This window comes from Synechococcus sp. CBW1004, assembly GCF_015840715.1.
GTDB lineage: Bacteria > Cyanobacteriota > Cyanobacteriia > PCC-6307 > Cyanobiaceae > Cyanobium.
This window is the reverse complement of record NZ_CP060397.1, coordinates 1,469,669-1,486,385: the sequence shown is the minus strand read 5'-3', so window position 1 is coordinate 1,486,385 and position 16,717 is coordinate 1,469,669. Positions and strand designations below refer to the sequence as shown.

The 16,717-nt window shown below is 70.4% G+C and carries 20 protein-coding genes; 5 read left to right on the top strand and 15 right to left on the bottom strand.

Features of this window, described 5'->3' with window-relative positions:
- Window positions 1-18: 18 nt before the first annotated feature.
- Both H8F25_RS07215 and H8F25_RS07210 read right to left on the bottom strand, forming a co-directional pair.
- A complete protein-coding gene (locus H8F25_RS07215) occupies window positions 19-765 on the bottom strand; it encodes a hypothetical protein (RefSeq protein ID WP_197212845.1) in 747 nt (248 codons plus the stop codon).
- Between the two features lie 96 nt (window positions 766-861).
- Window positions 862-1,140 carry a hypothetical protein gene (locus H8F25_RS07210; protein WP_231597241.1) on the bottom strand — a complete coding sequence of 93 codons (279 nt, stop codon included), beginning with the start codon at window positions 1,138-1,140 and terminating at the stop codon, window positions 862-864.
- Between the two features lie 117 nt (window positions 1,141-1,257).
- Between H8F25_RS07210 and H8F25_RS07205 the strand changes: the two genes are divergently transcribed.
- Window positions 1,258-2,166: an oxidoreductase gene (locus H8F25_RS07205; protein ID WP_197212841.1), complete on the top strand. Its 909-nt coding sequence runs from the start codon at window positions 1,258-1,260 to the stop codon at window positions 2,164-2,166.
- 38 nt (window positions 2,167-2,204) lie between these two features.
- Here H8F25_RS07205 and H8F25_RS07200 read toward each other — a convergent pair whose 3' ends face one another.
- Window positions 2,205-2,540 (bottom strand): lactate dehydrogenase, encoded by a 336-nt coding sequence (locus tag H8F25_RS07200; protein ID WP_231597240.1) that lies wholly within the window; start codon window positions 2,538-2,540, stop codon window positions 2,205-2,207.
- Between the two features lie 241 nt (window positions 2,541-2,781).
- Here H8F25_RS07200 and H8F25_RS17660 point away from each other — a divergent pair, with 241 nt between their 5' ends.
- A complete protein-coding gene (locus H8F25_RS17660; RefSeq protein ID WP_231597239.1) occupies window positions 2,782-2,976 on the top strand; it encodes a hypothetical protein in 195 nt (64 codons plus the stop codon).
- Window positions 2,977-3,072: 96 nt separating this feature from the next.
- Here H8F25_RS17660 and gluQRS read toward each other — a convergent pair whose 3' ends face one another.
- The 3 genes from gluQRS to H8F25_RS07185 form a co-directional block, all read right to left on the bottom strand.
- Window positions 3,073-4,068 (bottom strand): tRNA glutamyl-Q(34) synthetase GluQRS, encoded by a 996-nt coding sequence (gluQRS, locus tag H8F25_RS07195; protein WP_370525880.1) that lies wholly within the window; start codon window positions 4,066-4,068, stop codon window positions 3,073-3,075.
- 615 nt (window positions 4,069-4,683) lie between these two features.
- A complete protein-coding gene (locus tag H8F25_RS07190) occupies window positions 4,684-4,959 on the bottom strand; it encodes an HU family DNA-binding protein (RefSeq protein WP_197212838.1) in 276 nt (91 codons plus the stop codon).
- Window positions 4,960-5,231: 272 nt separating this feature from the next.
- Window positions 5,232-5,960, bottom strand: a complete 729-nt coding sequence (locus tag H8F25_RS07185; RefSeq protein WP_197213551.1) for an MBL fold metallo-hydrolase — start codon at window positions 5,958-5,960, stop codon at window positions 5,232-5,234.
- 142 nt (window positions 5,961-6,102) lie between these two features.
- Between H8F25_RS07185 and H8F25_RS07180 the strand changes: the two genes are divergently transcribed.
- Both H8F25_RS07180 and H8F25_RS07175 read left to right on the top strand, forming a co-directional pair.
- Complete coding sequence (locus tag H8F25_RS07180; RefSeq protein ID WP_231597238.1) at window positions 6,103-8,184, top strand: glycogen-debranching protein; 2,082 nt, start codon at window positions 6,103-6,105, stop codon at window positions 8,182-8,184.
- Between the two features lie 190 nt (window positions 8,185-8,374).
- Window positions 8,375-8,899 (top strand): hypothetical protein, encoded by a 525-nt coding sequence (locus H8F25_RS07175; RefSeq protein ID WP_197212834.1) that lies wholly within the window; start codon window positions 8,375-8,377, stop codon window positions 8,897-8,899.
- A gap of 263 nt (window positions 8,900-9,162) precedes the next feature.
- Here the strand turns inward: H8F25_RS07175 and H8F25_RS07170 are convergent, their stop codons facing one another.
- From H8F25_RS07170 to sppA, 9 genes are all read right to left on the bottom strand, one after another.
- Window positions 9,163-10,665: an AAA family ATPase gene (locus H8F25_RS07170; RefSeq protein WP_197212832.1), complete on the bottom strand. Its 1,503-nt coding sequence runs from the start codon at window positions 10,663-10,665 to the stop codon at window positions 9,163-9,165.
- Between the two features lie 10 nt (window positions 10,666-10,675).
- A complete protein-coding gene (locus H8F25_RS07165; protein ID WP_197212831.1) occupies window positions 10,676-11,224 on the bottom strand; it encodes a DUF177 domain-containing protein in 549 nt (182 codons plus the stop codon).
- A gap of 28 nt (window positions 11,225-11,252) precedes the next feature.
- On the bottom strand, window positions 11,253-12,401 hold the full coding sequence (yidC, locus tag H8F25_RS07160; RefSeq protein WP_197212829.1) for a membrane protein insertase YidC: 1,149 nt from the start codon (window positions 12,399-12,401) through the stop codon (window positions 11,253-11,255).
- A gap of 142 nt (window positions 12,402-12,543) precedes the next feature.
- The gene (locus H8F25_RS07155; protein WP_197212828.1) at window positions 12,544-13,035 is read right to left on the bottom strand and encodes a PH domain-containing protein; all 492 of its coding nucleotides are present in this window, start codon (window positions 13,033-13,035) and stop codon (window positions 12,544-12,546) included.
- Window positions 13,032-13,412: a ribonuclease P protein component gene (gene rnpA, locus H8F25_RS07150; RefSeq protein ID WP_197212826.1), complete on the bottom strand. Its 381-nt coding sequence runs from the start codon at window positions 13,410-13,412 to the stop codon at window positions 13,032-13,034. The genes H8F25_RS07155 and rnpA overlap by 4 nt, the downstream gene beginning before the upstream one ends.
- 13 nt (window positions 13,413-13,425) lie before the next feature.
- The gene (gene rpmH, locus H8F25_RS07145; protein WP_197212825.1) at window positions 13,426-13,563 is read right to left on the bottom strand and encodes a 50S ribosomal protein L34; all 138 of its coding nucleotides are present in this window, start codon (window positions 13,561-13,563) and stop codon (window positions 13,426-13,428) included.
- 91 nt (window positions 13,564-13,654) lie between these two features.
- The gene (locus tag H8F25_RS07140; protein ID WP_197212824.1) at window positions 13,655-14,260 is read right to left on the bottom strand and encodes a DUF2808 domain-containing protein; all 606 of its coding nucleotides are present in this window, start codon (window positions 14,258-14,260) and stop codon (window positions 13,655-13,657) included.
- Between the two features lie 65 nt (window positions 14,261-14,325).
- Complete coding sequence (aroH, locus tag H8F25_RS07135; protein WP_197212823.1) at window positions 14,326-14,733, bottom strand: chorismate mutase; 408 nt, start codon at window positions 14,731-14,733, stop codon at window positions 14,326-14,328.
- 29 nt (window positions 14,734-14,762) lie between these two features.
- Window positions 14,763-15,575 carry a signal peptide peptidase SppA gene (gene sppA, locus H8F25_RS07130; protein WP_197212822.1) on the bottom strand — a complete coding sequence of 271 codons (813 nt, stop codon included), beginning with the start codon at window positions 15,573-15,575 and terminating at the stop codon, window positions 14,763-14,765.
- 76 nt (window positions 15,576-15,651) lie between these two features.
- On the opposite strand from sppA, the gene H8F25_RS07125 reads away from it, so the two are divergent.
- Window positions 15,652-16,626 carry a DMT family transporter gene (locus H8F25_RS07125; RefSeq protein WP_197212821.1) on the top strand — a complete coding sequence of 325 codons (975 nt, stop codon included), beginning with the start codon at window positions 15,652-15,654 and terminating at the stop codon, window positions 16,624-16,626.
- Window positions 16,627-16,717 lie beyond the last annotated feature (91 nt).

Genomic DNA, 16,717 nt, shown 5'->3' with positions numbered 1-16,717 from the left:
CCCCGCCGGCCGCGGCGCTCAGCCGGGCTGCTGCTCCAGGCCGGGTGTCACCACCGGGTGGCGGTGCGGCAGGTTGCCGAAGTGGGCGCGGGCCACCGCCAGCAGGCCGGCCTCGCTCAGGGCCGAGTCGTCAACGGTTTCGATCCCGGAGATGTGGGCCAGCAGATCGCGGCGGTGGGTCTCCAGGTAGCGCAGCAGCACCTGGCGCAGGTCGCTCGATCCGGTGCCGTGGCCCAGCAGCAGCACCGCGTCGGCGTCGGCCATGGCGGCGGTGATGCGCGCCAGGTAGTCGTTGTCGAGCGGCGCTTTCTGGCCGGCCTGATCGCGGTCGTGGCGATGGGTGAGGTTCTGATCGCTGCCCCAGATGCCATGCGGATGCAGCACCGCATGCTCCACCTCGTCGCCTTCAAGGCGATAGACGTCGGTGTGGCGGTGGTTGAGCAGCAGCACCAGGCGGTGGCTCTGGTCGCCACGGGGCGATGGGCCATCGGCGACCGGGTGGTCGGGGGTGACGCCCGCGTCGCGCAGGAACTGGCGCAGCCGCACCACGGCCTCGCCGTCGAGGTCGGGATGGTGAGGGCCGCCGCCGCTGTGCAGCCAGGTCTCCTGGCCGGCGGGCATGCGGATGTGCAGGCGATGGTCGGCCCGTTCCTCCACCTCGGCACCCAGCACGCGCAGCAGCGCCTCCACCTTGGAGACCCGGATCGAATGCTGGAGCGGATGGGCGAACAGGGCCTCCAGCGTGCGCTGGTGGTGGCGTTTCATGGTGTCGAAACCGTCTGCGAGAACGCTATCGAGTCCGGCTGGCGCGGCAGCGCCCTCGCCACGCTTTGAAGCCGAGCCGTCCCCAGGCCTGTCGCTTCAGTCGACCTTCACCACATCGAAGCTGCCGGAGCCGAGTCGGTGCAGCTCGATCGCCGCCCGCAGGGCCGCCTCGTGGGTATGGAAGAAGTGCGCTTCCTGCACGTCGCTCACATCCCGCAGGCTCTGATCCTCCTTCTTGAGCGCGATGTAGCTGCCGCTGTCGAGGCGCCGCAGGGCATAGCGCTCCGGATGGGTGCACTCGAGCGGATGGGCCGGATCGATCTCAGGAGCCCAGAAATGCAGGGACACGCCATCCGATCCGAAGACCCCGTCCATCAAACCGCAGGCCGGCCGAAACCACCAGCGGACTCCAGAAACACTTCGGCATCCCCCGGGCATCGGGTCCGGCAGGCCGCCGGATTCCGTAGAACGGCCTTCCTTCCTTGCGTCGTCATGGCCTGGACCGTCGCCGACATCCCCGACCAGCGCGACCGCGTCGCCCTGGTGACCGGCGCCAACAGCGGCCTGGGCCTGGAGACAGCCCGGGCGCTGGCGAACCGGGGCGCCACCGTGCTGCTGGCCTGCCGCCAGGCCGAGCGGGCCGAGGCCGCCCGCGGGCAGCTGGCGGCTGAGGCGACAGGCCGCCTCGAGATCCTGCCCCTGGATCTGGCGGATCTGGCCTCGGTGGCGGCGGCCGCCGCGGAGGTGGGCCGGCGCTGCTCCCGTCTCGATCTGCTGATCAACAACGCCGGTGTGATGGCCCTGCCCCGCCAGCTCAGCGCCGATGGCTACGAGCGTCAGTTCGCCACCAATCACCTGGGCCATTTCGCCCTCAGCCTCGCCCTGCTGCCGCTGCTGCAAGGCACCCCCGGCAGCCGGGTGGTGACGGTCACCTCGGGCGCCCATCACTTCGGGCGCATCGCCTTCGACGATCTGCAGGGGGAGACCCGCTACGACCGCTGGCGGGCCTATGCCCAGAGCAAGCTGGCCAACACGCTGTTCGCCCTGGAGCTGCAGGAACGGCTGCGCGCCATGGGCAGTGCCACCCTGTCGCTGGCGGCTCACCCCGGTGTCGCCCGCACCCAGCTGCAGCCCAAGTCGGTGGCGGCCGGTGGAGGTCGCCTGGAGGCCCTCGCCTATCGCCTGATGGATCCGCTGTTCCAGAGCGCGGCGGCCGGGGCCCTGCCGCAGCTCTATGCCGCCACCGCTGAGGAGGTGAGTGGCGGGGAGCTGATCGCTCCGGCGAGCCTCGCTGAGATGCGTGGGGCACCCGGCCGCGGGCGGCTGCCGGCGGCGGCGACACGCCCCGAGGAGCGGGCCCGGCTGTGGGAGATCAGCGAGCAGCTCTGCGGTATCGGCTGAGTGGCGTGGTGGACCGATCGTTTCGGTGACCGCCGCGCTCAGTCGTCGCCGCCGCCGAAATCCTCGTCGTAGCCCTCGTAGGGGTTGAACTCACTCCAGCCGGGGCTGGCCTGCTGGAGCAGGCCGTACTGGGCATCCTTGTCGTCGAGATAGGTGTTGCCGGTCGGCACGGTGTCGCAGGTGACCGAGCCGTCGGAGCCCTGCACGCAGTTCTCGAAGCGGACGCCGGCCCGGGCCGGCGTCCCTGGCGTCAGCAGGGAGGCCGCCGTCAGGGCCAGCAGGGAGGCGGCAAGGGCGAGAGGCCTGCGCGGGGCGGACGGCGCCGGTGGCTGGTCGGCAGCTGGACTGGGGCGCGGCCCCGGACGGCGGATCATCGCGTTGGCAGGTGCTGCTGGGATGATGGCAGCGCCCTGAGGCTCGCAGCCATGTACACCGACTGGACCGCCGTGATCCTGCTGCTGCTGACGGCCGCTCCCCTGGCCGTCGTGGTGGCCACCGCCGCCTTCTTCATCCTGCGCCAGAAGAAGACACAACGGCTCTGAGGCCGGCACGGCCCAGCAGATCCGCGGAGGTGAGCAGCCGCTGACCTCCGCCCAGACAGTCCATGCAGGTGCGATGGCTCTGCACGTTGATGCGCAGCATGCCGCTGCCGCCACATCCCAGGCAAGGCTCGCGTCTGAGCTCGAAGCCAGCCTGCTGAAGCTCCAGCGGCGCGACGCTCAGAAGGTGTCGTGGTCGCTCCGGCCGGGGTGGGGAGGAGGGGAGCCCTACCAGCGCGGCCTGTTGCAGACCAGCGGCAGGAGGGGATGAGGGTACGGGACAGGCCATGGCTTCCGGCCCCTGCAGGGCCGCCTTCGCAGTGCCTCCACTGTGCTCGGAAAATCCGCCGCGATCCCGAAGCCTTTGTTAAACCTCGGCCTGCTGCCGCCCTGGCGTCGGTGGTTGGCGGAGGGCCTGCTGGGGTGGTGGCAGCAGCGGGCCTTCCGCCGGCAGGCTGGCGAGCAGCTCGCGGGCGCTGAGGCGCGATCCGGCGGGCACCAGGTTCAGGCTGGCGGCCAGCTCGCCGATCACGGCGGCCGCATCCCGTCCGCCCCGGCGCAGGCCCGTCAGCCCCTCGGAGCGGTCACGCTTGCTCAGGCGCTCCCCGTTGGCGTCCCGCCAGAGGGGCACGTGCGTATAGGCGGGCGGCTCTGCCCCGACGGCCTGCATCACCGCCACCTGGGCGCCGGTGCTGCTCCAGAGGTCCTCGCCGCGCACCACGTCGCTGATCCCCAGCCATAGCTCATCGACCGCCGTCGCCAGGTGGTAGGCCACCACCCCATCGGCACGCCGCAGCACCCCATCGCCGACGGCGGTGGCGCCATCGAGCCAGCCGCCGCAGCTGCTCCCCTCCCGCCAGTGCAGGTTCCCCGGCGGCAGCCGCAGCCGCCAGCTGGGCAGCCGGCCCTGCTCGGGTCCCCAGGCGTGCGGCCCCTCGCGGCAGAAGCCCGGATAGACGTTGAGGCCGCCATGGGGGGCGGAGATGTCGGCCAGCAGACGGCGGCTGCAGCGGCAGGGGTAGAGGAGCCCGGCGCGGCGCAGGGCCGAGAGCACGCTGGCATAGATGCCCCGGCGCCGGCTCTGCCGCAGCACCGGTCCATCCCAGTCCAGGCCCAGCCAGAGCAGATCCGCCAGGATCGCCTCCTCGGCGCCGGCCCGGTTGCGCGGCGTGTCGAGGTCATCGATCCGCAGCAGCCATTCGCCGCGGCGGCGGCGGGCGGCCAGCCAGCTGAGCAGGGCGGTGCGCAGGTTGCCGCGATGCAGCTCGCCGGTGGGTGAGGGGGCGAAGCGTCCCCGATAGCCCCGCAGCCGCTGCTCCTGAGCTGCGGCCAGGGAGGCCTGCAGGTGCTCCGGCAACCGCAGGCGCGCCAGGGAGACCGCTGGTGCCGGCGAGGTGGGTGCGTTCTGTTCCGGCCGGTCCCCATCCTCCCCATCGGTGGGGATGCCGGGGACTGGATCCGGTCCCGGGACTGTTCTCGCTGAGGACTGCAACGCCGTGGCCATGCTTTCAGGCCGTCGCCGCCCAGCTGCCTGTCCGCTGGTGTCAGGACCGGGCGGGCCGCCCTCCCGGCCGGCAGGTTCCTGAGGGCGGGGATCATGCCGGTGGCGCTGCCCTGGCTGCATCGGGGGAATCCTGACGGCGACGGCCTGAAGCCCTTCCAGTCTCGGATCCGCGAGGGCGCAGTGTCGGCGCCGGCTCTGTCGCTGGGGAGCGGGCGGATCGTCAGGGGGCTCCCCCCGGTTGCCTCCCCCGCCTGGGGACACCGCCTGGATCCAGCCGGAGGCATCAAAAAAGCGGCTCCCAGCGGAACCGCTTCCATCGGCTCGCGGAGCTGAACCTCAGCTCCGGATCTGAGCCAGTTGTCGCGTCGTGAAGCGTCTGGACGGAGTGGGCCGATCGCCCTGGAAGGCAGGCCTGGTCCTGGCCGGGCTGCCTCCTTCTGCGGGGCTCGACGGTCGTCCGGCTCGCTGCGCCGATCAGCCCTGAACGCGGTCCTTGAACATCTTGCCGGCGGTGAAGGCAGGAACCCGCTTGGCTTCGATGGCGATCTTCTCGCCTGTCTTGGGGTTGAGGCCCTGGCGTGCGGAGCGTTCGCGGGGTTCGAACGAGCCGAAGCCCAGGATCGACACCTTCTTGCCTTCGACGACCGAATCGATGATGGTTTCGATCAGGGCATCGACGACGGTGGCGACGTCCGTTTTGGTCTGCTCGGTGCGGGCGGCAACGATGTTGACGAGATCAGCTTTGTTCATGGCGACGGAATAGGCCTCCGGGGATGCAGGACTGTCGGGGGGGGTGACGGCCTGTGGGGCCGCCGGGCAGTGGATCGGAGAGAGTCCCCGACCGCCCGTGGCAACAAGCGTGCCCATGGTATGGAGCAAGGACGGGCCCGGCAACCGCAAAAGTCCGGTTATGACAACGGTTCTTGCGCTTCGAGGCGGCTGGGGCGACTCCTTTCCGCCGGCTGCTGGCACGGCCGGAGGCCGCCGTGGCTGACGTGATCGGTGCAGCTGGAGGACAACCCTCAGGCCTGGGGAACGGCCTCGGCCAGAGCGGCCAACTCCAGTCCTGCCAGCAGATCTGCGCCGCCCTGCAGCAGCTTCTCGCCGCGCAGCGCTCCCAGTCCGGCGCCGCTGGCGATCCAGTCCGGCGAGCCCGCCGGCAGCCACTGCCGCAGCCGCTCCAGGCTGCGCAGCTGTCTAGGCCAGTGAAAGGTGCCCGGGCGCCGCAGGGGGCCCAGACGACCCGGCGCCAGCGGCACCAGCAGCCGGCCGCAGAACAATCCATCACCGGCGCCTCCACCGCGGGCATGCAGCACGCAGCTGCCCGGGCCGGGGCCCGGCGTCCAGAGCAACTCCAGGCCGGTCGCCAGGTTGTGAGACTCTGCGAAGCTGTGCTTCTCTGCCAGCGACGGCAGCAGGTAGGCCTCCTGCTCCTGCACCAGCACCGGCCAGCCGAGGGCCTCCTGCAGGGCGCGGCAGCGGCCGTGGCCCTGGCGGCCGGTGAGCACGATCCAGCCGGCGCGCTGCCGCCCACGCTCAGAGAGCCAGGTGAGGTTCGCCTCGCTCAGGGCCGGCACATCCACCAGGACATCCCGATCTCCCGCCTCGTAGAGCCAGGCACTGCCGCCCTGGGTGTCGCGGTTGGGTGCGAACAGCCACAGGCCCGGTCGCACCGGCTGAGGTGCCCGACCGTCGGGGGTGGGGGATGCAGCCGGGGACGCTCCCAAGGTGTCGATGCCGAGGCCTTCCATTGAACCCACCCGCCTCACCGGAGCGGCCACGATGCGCCCTCGATTCGCCGACGGCCTTGGAGAAGCAGAGGGGCGTTTGTCGCCCGGTGCTGACGCCCACTTGGCGAGGGGCCCTAACTTGAACGCATCGCACGCCCCCGCCTTGCTGCCGATCCGGATCGGACACCCCTGGCCGCTGGGGGCCTGCTGCACCTCTCGCGGTGTCAATTTCTCCGTGGTGGCGCCCCTGGCGACACGGGTGGAGCTCCTGCTGTTCGCGGGCGGAGAGGCTGCCGAGCCGTTTCAGGTGATCGAGCTGGATGGCCGCCACCGCTCCGGCGACCACTGGCATGTGGAGGTGGAGGGCCTCGGCATCGGCTGCTGTTACGGCTACCGGGTCTTCGGGCCGCTGCAGCCCGGAAGCCACGGCTTCAATCCCTCCAAGGTGCTGCTTGATCCCTGTGCCCGGGCGATCACCGGCTGGTCGGCGTATCAGCGCGGCGCGGCGGTGGGGGCGGTGCCGAACACGGCCTGCTGCCTCAAGGGGGTGGTGACGGAGCGCGATCGCTTCGATTTCGAGGCGGCACCGCGTCCGCGTCACTCCTGGCAGAAGAGCGTCATCTATGAACTGCATCCGGGCGGCTTCACCCGTGGGGTGGGCTCGCCGGTGACGGCGGAGCGGCAGGGGACGCTGCTGGGGCTGATCGAGGTGCTGCCGCAGCTGCGCGAGCTGGGGGTGACGGCGATCGAGCTGCTGCCGGTGATGGCGTTCGATCCCCAGGACGCTCCGCCGGGACGGTTCAACCACTGGGGCTACAGCCCCCTGAGCTGGATGGCGCCGCATCAGGGCTATCTGTGCAGTGACGATCCCCTGCAGGCGCGTCAGGAGGTGCGCCAGCTGGTCACCGCCTGCCACCAGCAGGGGCTGGAGGTGCTGCTGGATGTGGTCTACAACCACACCACCGAAGGCAATCAGGATGGGCCGACGCTCAGCTGGCGCGGCTTCGCCGATCACCTTTACTACCATCAGAACGCCAGCGGCGACTATCTCGATGTCAGTGGCTGCGGCAACAGCATTGCCGCCAACCGGCCGCTGGTGCGCCGGCTGATCCTCGAATCGCTGCGCTGCTGGGCGGTGGAGCTGGGCATCGACGGCTTCCGTTTCGACCTGGGCATCGCCCTCAGCCGCGGCGAGGGCCTGGCGCCGCTGGATGCGCCGCCGCTGTTCGAGGACATGGAGGCCGACCCGGATCTGAGCGATCTGAAACTGGTGAGCGAGCCGTGGGACTGCGGCGGTCTGTATCGCCTCAGCGATTTCCCGGCCCAGCGGGTGGCCGGCTGGAACGGTCGCTTCCGCGACGACCTGCGGCGTTTCTGGAAGGGCGATGAACGCAGCGTCTGGCCGCTTGGGCAGCGGATCAGCGGCAACCCGGATCTGTTCGGAGGCCAGGGCGGTGGCGTCGGCCGCACGATCACCTTCCTCACCGCCCACGACGGCTTCACCCTCGCCGATCTGGTCAGCTTCAACCGCAAGCACAACCTGGCCAACGGCGAGAACGACCGCGACGGCGACAACCACAACAACAGCTGGAACCACGGTGTCGAGGGCCCGAGCACCGATCGGGCGGTGCGGCACCTGCGCGAACGCCAGCTGCGCAACCTGCTCTGCTCGCTGCTGCTCACTCCCGGCGTGCCGATGCTGCTGATGGGCGATGAGGTGCGCCGCAGTCAGGGCGGCAACAACAACACCTGGTGTCAGAACAATCCCCTGGGCTGGATGCACTGGCGCCATGACGGGGCTGATCAGGCGCTGCGGCAGTTCGTGAGACGGCTCATCAGCCTGCGGCTGCAGCTCTCGGGCCTGCTCAATCCGGAGACGCCACTGGCCGAAGCGCCGCCCCGACGCAGCGGTGAGGGCAGCCCGCTGTGGCGCGAATGGCATGGGGTGGAGCTGCAGAAGCCCGATTGGGCGGCCTGGTCGCACTCACTGGCCTGGAGCCTGCACGACGGTCCCCACGGCCCCCTGCTGTGGTGCGGCATGAATGCCTTCTACAAGGCGATGCATTTCGAGCTGCCGCCGACGCCGGGGGGCTGGCGGAGGCTGATCGACACGGCCCTGCCCCCCGGGCAGGACTTTCCCAGCCAGCCCGATCTCTGGAGCCCGTCGGGAGTGCCGCTGGAGAGCCGCAGTCTGATCCTGATGGTGTCAGGGCCGTTGGCCCAGACGCTGAGCCTGCCGGAATGAGCGGGCAGGCTCAGCGCAGCAGGGGGAACGGCGAGGACGAGGGGCGGTAGCCGCTGCCCACCGCCAGGGGCCCGCAGCGCTGTCGCCTTGCTGGACCGGCGCCGGCGAGGGCGACCGGGCATGAGGGCATCGAGGTCGAACAGGCGCCCCAGGCTGCTGCAGGCGGCAGAAAGGCAGGCAGCATGGACGGATGCTTGCCCACCACTCCCTTCTCCTGCTTGCGGCGCTGCTGCCCCTGCAGGCCGTGGCCCAGCCCCTGGGACTGGTGGAGTGTCGCCATCTGCGGGAGCGCCGCAATCAGCTGGCCGCTGAGGCGATGCAGGCGGAGATCGCCCTGGTGCAGGCCACCCGCATGGACATCTGCCCGCAGCAGGAGAGGCTGGCGGAGCGGGCCAATGCCCAGGTTCAGGCCAGCACGGCAGACCAGCCGTCAGCGCTGGCACACCCTGTTGCGAAGGTAGACCCTGTTGTGAAGGCAGACCCCGTCGCGCAGGCCGTGCCATCAGCGCAGCCAGAGTCGGTGGATTTCGACTACACGGCCTATCTGGAGTGCCGTCGTCAGGCCGAGGAGCGCTTGCAGCGCAGCCGGACGATTCTCTACACCAACCAGAGGGGATTCACGTTCTATACGGTCAACGGCGCCCGTTTCGCCCGGGAGGCGGATGGCTTGCAGCTGCGCCTGAGCGCCAGTTGCGATCGGGAGGGCGGAAGCTGAAGGAGGCGTCTCCCCGCACGGGGGGGCAGCGTGCCAGCGCGAGCGGCGAAGGGCTCATCCCGCGTGATGAGCGCCGCAGGTGGCCTTGCGGAGGCCCTCAGGCCACGGCGCCGAGGCACTGCAACCGCGGGCGCATCCAGATCCGCGGTCAGAGATCCGTTGACCCAATCGGCCAGGCGCAGCCTGCCGACCGGAATGGGGCTGCCGGCGGGGGCGTGCAAGGGGGGCCGGCGCATCAGCTCAGGGAGCACCCAGTTGCCGTGTCAGGCCGCTCTCGGCGCCGACGCCAGTCGCGCCCTGCCGCCGCTGGCCCAGCTGCGCAGGGCCTCCAGCTGCTCGCGTGCCGTACGGCTGAGCGGCACCACCTGGCTGGCGGCGGCGATCAGATCGGCTTCGCCCAGCTCGCGGCCCTCTCCGAAGGCCAGATGCATCGCCTCGATCACCGTCTGCTCCAGCTCGGCCCCGGAGAAGCCCTCGGTGCGATCCACCAGCACCTCCAGCGGGATCGCGTGTTCGGGGCGGCGGCGCTTCAGCTGCAGGTCGAGGATCGCCCGGCGCTCATCGCGGCTCGGCAGCTCCAGCAGGAAGATCTCGTCGAAGCGCCCCTTGCGCAGCAGCTCCGCCGGCAGCCGCTCGACGCCGTTGGCGGTGGCCACCACGAACACCGCGCTCGTCTTCTCCGCCATCCAGGTGAGCACGCTCGCCAGCACCCGCTGGCTGGTGCCGCCATCGCCGCCGCCGGAGCTGCTTCCCGCGAACCCGAAGCCTTTGTCGATCTCATCGATCCACAGCACGCAGGGCGCCATCGCCTCGGCCCGCTGGATCATCTCGCGGGTGCGCGCCTCGCTCGCCCCCACCAGCCCGGCAAACAGCCGGCCCACATCCAGCCGCAGCAGCGGCATGCCCCAGCTGTGGGCGATCACCCGTGCCGTCAGGCTCTTGCCGGTGCCCTGCGGGCCCACCAGCAGCACCCCTCGCGGCAATGGCAGGCCGTAGCGACGCGCCTCGTCGCTGAAGGCGCGGCGGCGCTGCTCCAGCCAGTGCTTGAGCACCTCCAGGCCGCCGATGTCCGCCGGCGAGGACTCGCTGGGGCAGTACTCGAGCAGCTCGCTGCGGGCGATCGCCTGGCGCTTCTCCTCCAGCACCTCCGCCAGGTCATCCGCCCCGAGCCGGCCGCGCCGTGCCAGGGCCCGGGCCGCCAGCTGCCGCACCCGCGTCTCGCTCAGGCCATGGCAGGCGCTGCTCAGCTGCTCGCGCACCCCCGGCTCCAGTGGCGTGCCGCAGGCCCTGGCGATCGCCTCGAGGAGCGCACCGATCTCCCCGGCGTCCGGCAGGGGCAGATCGATCAGATGCACGCAGTCCTCCAGCTCGGCGGGCAGACGCCATTCCGGTGCGCTGATCACCAGGGTGTGGGGTCGCTCCGGCAGGGTGAGGGCAAGGTTGCGCAGCCGTCTGCACACGCCCGCGTCATCGCTGTAGCGGTGGAAATCGCGCAGCAGCAGGATGGCGCCCTGCTCGGCCGGCAGATTCTGCAGCGCCTCCAGCGCAACCAGAGGATTGCGGGCTGCTTCGCCGCGGCGGTTCGGAGCCCCCTCCAGGCCGCTGATGAAATCCCAGCGCAGCAGCAGCCGGCCCCCCAGCCGCGTGCAGAGCGCCTCAAGCAGTCGCTCCAGGCGCTGCTCCTCGAGGCTGCGGATCCAGAGAATCGGCGTCCGCGAACGGACCAGCAGGTCGAGCTGATCGGCGATGGAGGCTGGGCTGCTCATCGGCCCGCTCTCAGGCCTCGAGGTCGTTGGCTTCCGCACCGACGCCAAGCCGCGCCAGTGCCGCCCAGCGCGGGTCGACGCCCGTGGGTTCGCTGCTCCAGGTGGCCGGCCCGGGGCATTCGTCGCCGCAGCGGTTGACCAGCGGCAGGCGCAGGCTCAGCTGCTCGAACAACCAGCGCTCGGGATCGAAGCTGCCGGCCGGATCGAGCCGGTCGTCGAGGTCGGCCCCTTCGGGCATGCCCTCGCGAGCCAGCTCCAGGCTCACATCGTCGAACGATGGGGAGCCGGCCTCGCCCTGGCCGCGCAACTCCACCAGCTCATGCACGTCGGCGCGCAGCGGGTGGTTGAAGTGCTGGAGGCAGCGGTCGCAGCAGAGGGTGACGATCGTCTCGGCCGCGGCGGTGACCTCCAGGGCTGTGCCGTGATGGACGGCCTGGATGGATCCCTGCACCGGGGTGAGGCTCTCCAGCCCTGCGATGGGCTGCTCGAAGCGCCACTGGCGTCCCTGATCGAGCAGCCGCAGTTCGGCCAGTGGAAGGGGGCTCAGCAGCTCGCTCATCGTCGCGACGGGGCGGGGCGGAGGGGCCTCACTTCTTGCCCTTCGGTTCGAACGGCATGCGGCCGGCCGGACCGGCGCCTGCACCGGCCGTGGCGGTGACGGTGGTGGCCGCCTGGGCCAGCTGCTTGTCGAGGATCGCCTGAAGGTTGTCCGGAAGGGCCTCGCGGCTGAGCAGGAAGGTCTGGGCCGCCTGGAAGATGTTCGCCACCACCATGTACAGGAGCACGCCGGCGGGCAGCGGGAAGAACAGGAACATGGCCGTGATCATCACCGGCGTGATCTTGTTGGCCGTGCTCTGCTGCGGGTTGGCCGGCATCCCCATCCCCGAGAGGATCTGGGAGATGAACAGGCTGGCGCCGAAGGCCGCCACCAGGATCGCGATGTCCCAGTTGACGGCGCCGTCGGTCATGAAACCGACCTGACCGAGGGCCTTGATGAACAGGAATCCACTGCGGGCTGCCAGGCCGGGGATCTTGCCCTCCACCGTGGCGTCGCCGGGGGCCAGGGCATGGATGGTGCCGTCAGCGTCGACGCTGACGATGCCTTCACCCTTGGTGACGCTCCAGCTTGGGGCAAAGCTGTCGCCGTTCTCCACCTCTTTGAGCACCGAGGCGAAGCTGTCGCCGGTGCGGGTGTGGAGCTGCACCGGCTCGCTGTCGCCGACCCCCAGCTTGGTGCCCTTTTCGAGGGTGCCGATCACGGGAACGTGGTTGGTGGCGGTGACGAAGATCGAATGGCTGGGGCTGTTGAACGGCTTGGGCTCCACCGCGGCGATCTGCTCCGCTGGCAGCACCTTGACGTTGAAGGTGTAGGGCACATCGGCGAACGGTGACCCGCGCAGCGTCGCGAACAGCGCGAACAGGATCGGCATCTGCACCAGCAGGGGCAGACAGCCCGAGAGCGGGCTGCCGAACTCCTTCATCAGCTTGCCCAGCTCCTCCTGTTGCTTGGTCGGATTGTTGGCGTACTTGCTCTTGATCTCGGCCTGGCGCTGCTGCATCACCGGCTGGGCGATGCGCATGCGACGGGCGCTGCGGATCGACCCGGCGCTCAGCGGAAAGAGGGCCAGACGGATCACCACTGTCAGGGCGATGATCGCCAGCCCGTAGCTGGGCACCAATCCGTAGAAGAAGTCGAGGATCGGCAGCAGCAGGTTGTCGGAGATGTAGCCGATCACGGCAGGGGCGCTCGGGGAGGAAGGGACGGGATCGGCAGCCAGTGTGCCCGATGGGCGGGGGCTGCGGGTGGGGCATCACTGGATGCCGATGGGGCCGCCTGCCTGGAACGGCCGGCGACGGGGCCGCCGTGACGCAGGGCGATCAGGCGGCGGGCTGGGCGAAGCCGCTCCTGGGGACATTGCGGCCGCCACGGGCCTGGCGGCGCTCCTCGATGTAGGTCTCCAGTTCGCGGAACCGCGGCACCGAGCGCATCTCCAGCTTGCTGCCGTCATTGAGCACCAGGACCATGTCTCCCCAGCTGCCCAGGCCCCTGGGCACCGAGCGCACCTCGCGGATCTGGCTGTAGACCACCTGGCTGCGGTCGCGGCCGAGCCAGCCGCCGTTGACCTCGATGCGGCGGCTGGTGATCCGATAGCGCAGCCACAGGGCCCGCACGATCGCTCCCACGGCCAGGGGGATGCCGACGATGGTGAACATCAGCACCACCCCGACGATCAGGTCGCCCCGAGCCGGACCGCCTTCGTACCAGACGGTTTCGTCGATGGCGACTCCCGATGCCGCAGGTGCTGCACCGGGCGCCGCTGGGGGCTTGGGGGTGGTGCCGTCGGATGCGGGGGTGCCGGGATCACTCATGGGCGCAGACCTGCCTGATGCAACAGCTGTCGGCATTCTCCCAGCAGCCGTTCCTCGTCGACGTCGGCGCTGCCCGGCCGCAGGCTCAGCAGCAGCCAGAGGGGCCGACGTGGCTGAGGGGGATCACGCCTCAGTTCCTCCTGCAGCAGGCGACGCAACCGATTGCGACGCACTGCCCGCTTGTGCACCTTGCTGCTCACAACAATGCCGCAGCGCCAGGAGCTGGAGGGATGGGGGCGAATCTTCGGCGGGAGCAAGGAGGGCTCGGCGTTCAGCTGCCGCAGCACCAGCCATTCTCCCTGGAAACGGCGGCCCTTGCGATAGAGCCGCTCGAAGACTCGATGGCCCCGCAGCCGATGTTCGGGCGGCAGGGCCACGGATGCGCAGTGATCAGACAGCCAGGCGGGCGCGGCCGCGACGACGGCGGGCGCGGATCACACGGCGGCCGGTGTGGGTGCGCATGCGCACGCGGAAACCCGACACGCGCTTGCGTTTGCGGCTCGTTCCTTCCAGGGTGCGTTTGGTCATGGCCTGCCGGTTCCTGCTGATGCGTCAGCCAGCCACCCTATCAGCCGGAGTGGGGCCCGCCGGGCTCATGGCGCCGGCGGGTGCACCGGCCTCAGCCCGGATCGATCTGAATCAGCCAGCTGCCCACATAGCTGGACACCGGGATATCGCCGGGGGGCTGAATGAAGGCATTGAACTGATACATCCCGGCATTGAACGGGTTGATCAGCACCATGTATAAACCGATCGTCTTGTTGTCAGGCACCGGCGTGTCGGGGAAGACCTCGATCGCCCTGCCGTTGGGAGAAACCTCGATCGTGGCCGGGATCGTCTCCAGGCAGCGGGTGCGGGCCAGCATGCCGCCCTCCCGCATCACGCAGAGCTTCATCAGCTTGGGATCGAGATCGGCCTGCCAGTAGTCGGGCAGCCGGACGCTCAGCTTCAGCGCCGCCGTCTTGCGGTCCTTGGGCCTGAGGATCAGGTAGTACTCGGCCCGCTTCGACCGACCCGTTTCGGTCATGAAGAAGTAGAGCTTGCGGAAATCCCTGTTGTTGTCCCAGCGGAACTCGAACAGGCCTGGCGTGCCCTGGGCACGGGCCGGAGCTGGCTGGAGCGGGCCGGGCGCGACGCCCATCAGGGACATCAGCCCGGCGGTGGAGGCCGCCAGGGTGGCCCCGGCGGCGACGGCCCGCAGGCGCGAGAGGGCGGACATGGGCATTGGAATGCAGTTCCTGGATTCTCAGCAGCCGTCCGGGCGGCCTGTGGCCCCGGTGGCCGGACCGCTCACCGGCTCGCGTTGCCGCAGGGGGGCACAGCCCGGTCCGGCCGCAGCCGGCTGGCCTCGCGCAGGTAGGGATGCACCGGCGGTCGCTCCGGCTCCAGCCAGGCGTGGGCCAGCAGCCGGATGCAGCGCGGCAGATCCCCCTGAACCGCCATCTGCTGGCAATCGAGCAGGGCGATGCCATCACCATTGAGCATGCGCCGAGCGATCGCCGCCGGGAAGCAGGCATTGAGATCGGCCGTCACCGAGAAGGTGATGGACAGCAGGCGTCTGGACTCCAGCCCCTGCAGGCCGTTGTGGGCCACCAGGGCCGAGATCAGCTCGCTCACCGCCTCCCCGATCGCCTCGGCGGTGTTGGCGCTGGCGGTGGTGGCGCCCCGCAGGGCTCGCAGTTCCAGATCAGGGTTCATCGGCTGGCGCTCGCTGCAGTGGGGGCGGATCAGGGGCGGTGGAGCCAGAGCGGTTGGCCGCTGGTGGCCAGCTCCAGCTGCAGGAAGTCATGCAGCATGCCCAGCAGCCGGCTTCCCGGCAGCAGTCGACCCAGACGCCTGGGGGGCTTGCCGAAGCTGAGCGTCTTGCTGTGCTCAGGATCGAGGCCGGCCAGCTCGGCGGCCAGGCGCCGCGCCTGCTCCTCGTCGCCGAGGGCATCCACCAGCCCGAGGGCGTGGGCCTGCGCCCCGGTGAAGACCCGTCCGTCGGCGAAGTCGCGCACCACCTGCTCCTCCAGGCCGCGGCCCCGGGCCACGGCGCCGACGAACTGGCCGTAGCTGGCGTCGATCAGCTCCTGCAGCAGCTGGCGCTCCGCCTCGGTCAGGGCCCGGTCCGGCGACAGGATGTCCTTGTAGAGGCCGCTCTTGACCGTCTCGAAGCGGATGCCGATCCGCTCCAGCAGCCGGGAGGCGTCATTGCCGCGCAGGATCACGCCGATCGAGCCGGTGATCGTGCCGGGATTGGCGACGATCTTCTCGGCCGCCACGCCGATGTACACGCCGCCGGAGGCGGAGATGTTGCCGAAGCTGGCGACCACGCGGCAGCCGGAGTCGCGCAGCCGCAGGATCGCGGCGTGGATCTCCTGGCTGTCGCCCACCGTGCCGCCGGGGCTGTCGATGCGCAGCAGCAGCGCCGGGCACTGCCGTTGCTTCACCTGCTCCAGGGCCTTCACCACCCGTGTGCGGGTGGGGCCGGCGATCGGCCCCTCAATGGCGATCCGTGCGATCGCGCGGCGGGACCTGCGGCGCCAGGGCCAGGGCATCGGTTTGCTCGCTTGGGTGAGGGGTTCCGGCTGGATCTTAAAAACAGGCATCCTGGAGGCCACTCCGCAGGCCGCCATGCCCCCGTCGCCGTTGCGCTGGCTGCTGATGCTGCTGCCCTTCGCCCTGTGGGGCACGGCGATGGCGGCGATGCGCCCCCTGCTCGATGGCGGCTCGCCCCTGCTGGTCGCCACGCTGCGGCTGCTGCCGGCCGGGCTGGTGCTGTGGCTGGCCGCCCGCCTGCTGGGCCGCCCCGGCCGCATCGATCCGGGCGACTGGCCCTGGTTGCTGCTGTTCTCGCTGGTGGACGCCACCCTGTTCCAGGGATTGCTGGCCCGCGGCCTCGGCCAGACCGGCGCCGGCCTGGGTTCGGTTCTGATCGATTCGCAACCGCTGCTGGTGGCCCTTCTCGCCCGCTGGCTGTTCGGCGAGGCGATCAACCCGGTGGGCTGGCTCGGTCTGCTGCTGGGCCTGCTCGGCATCCTGTTCCTGGGTTTGCCGGCGCCGCTGCTGAAGCACTGGTGGCTGATGGGACCCGCTGTCCTCGACGGCCGGGCCTGGAGCCATGGCGAGCTGTGGATGCTGGCGGCGGCGGCGGCGATGGCCGTGGGCACGGTGCTCTGCCGCTACGCCACCCGCCGCAGCGATCCGCTGCAGGTGACGGCTCTTCACATGCTGATCGGCGGTCTGCCGCTGCTGCTGGCCACCGTCCTGACGCCGGTGCTGCAGGAGGGGGCCGGCTGGCTGGCCTTCCTGCCCGCCTGGGACGGCGTCGACTGGGCCCTGATGGCCTACGCCTCGCTGTTCGGCTCGGCGCTGGCCTACGGCCTGTTCTTCTGGTTTGCCAGCAGCGGCGACCTCACCGGCTTCCTGGCGCTCACCTTCCTCACCCCGGTGTTCGCGCTGTTGTGCGGACTGGTGCTGCTCGACGAACATCTGCGCCCGCTGCAGTGGCTGGGGGTGGCCCTGGCCCTGGTGTCCGTGGTGCTGCTCAATCGCCGGCGCGAGCTGTGGGAGGGACGCCCGCTGCTGCCGACGGCAGCCCAATTCTGAGCGCCGACCTGGGCTGCAGGGCCCGGACGCGACAGGCTGGGCCGGATTGCAGTCAGTGGCGATGGCGGAGGCCAGGGTGCGCACGGTCCTG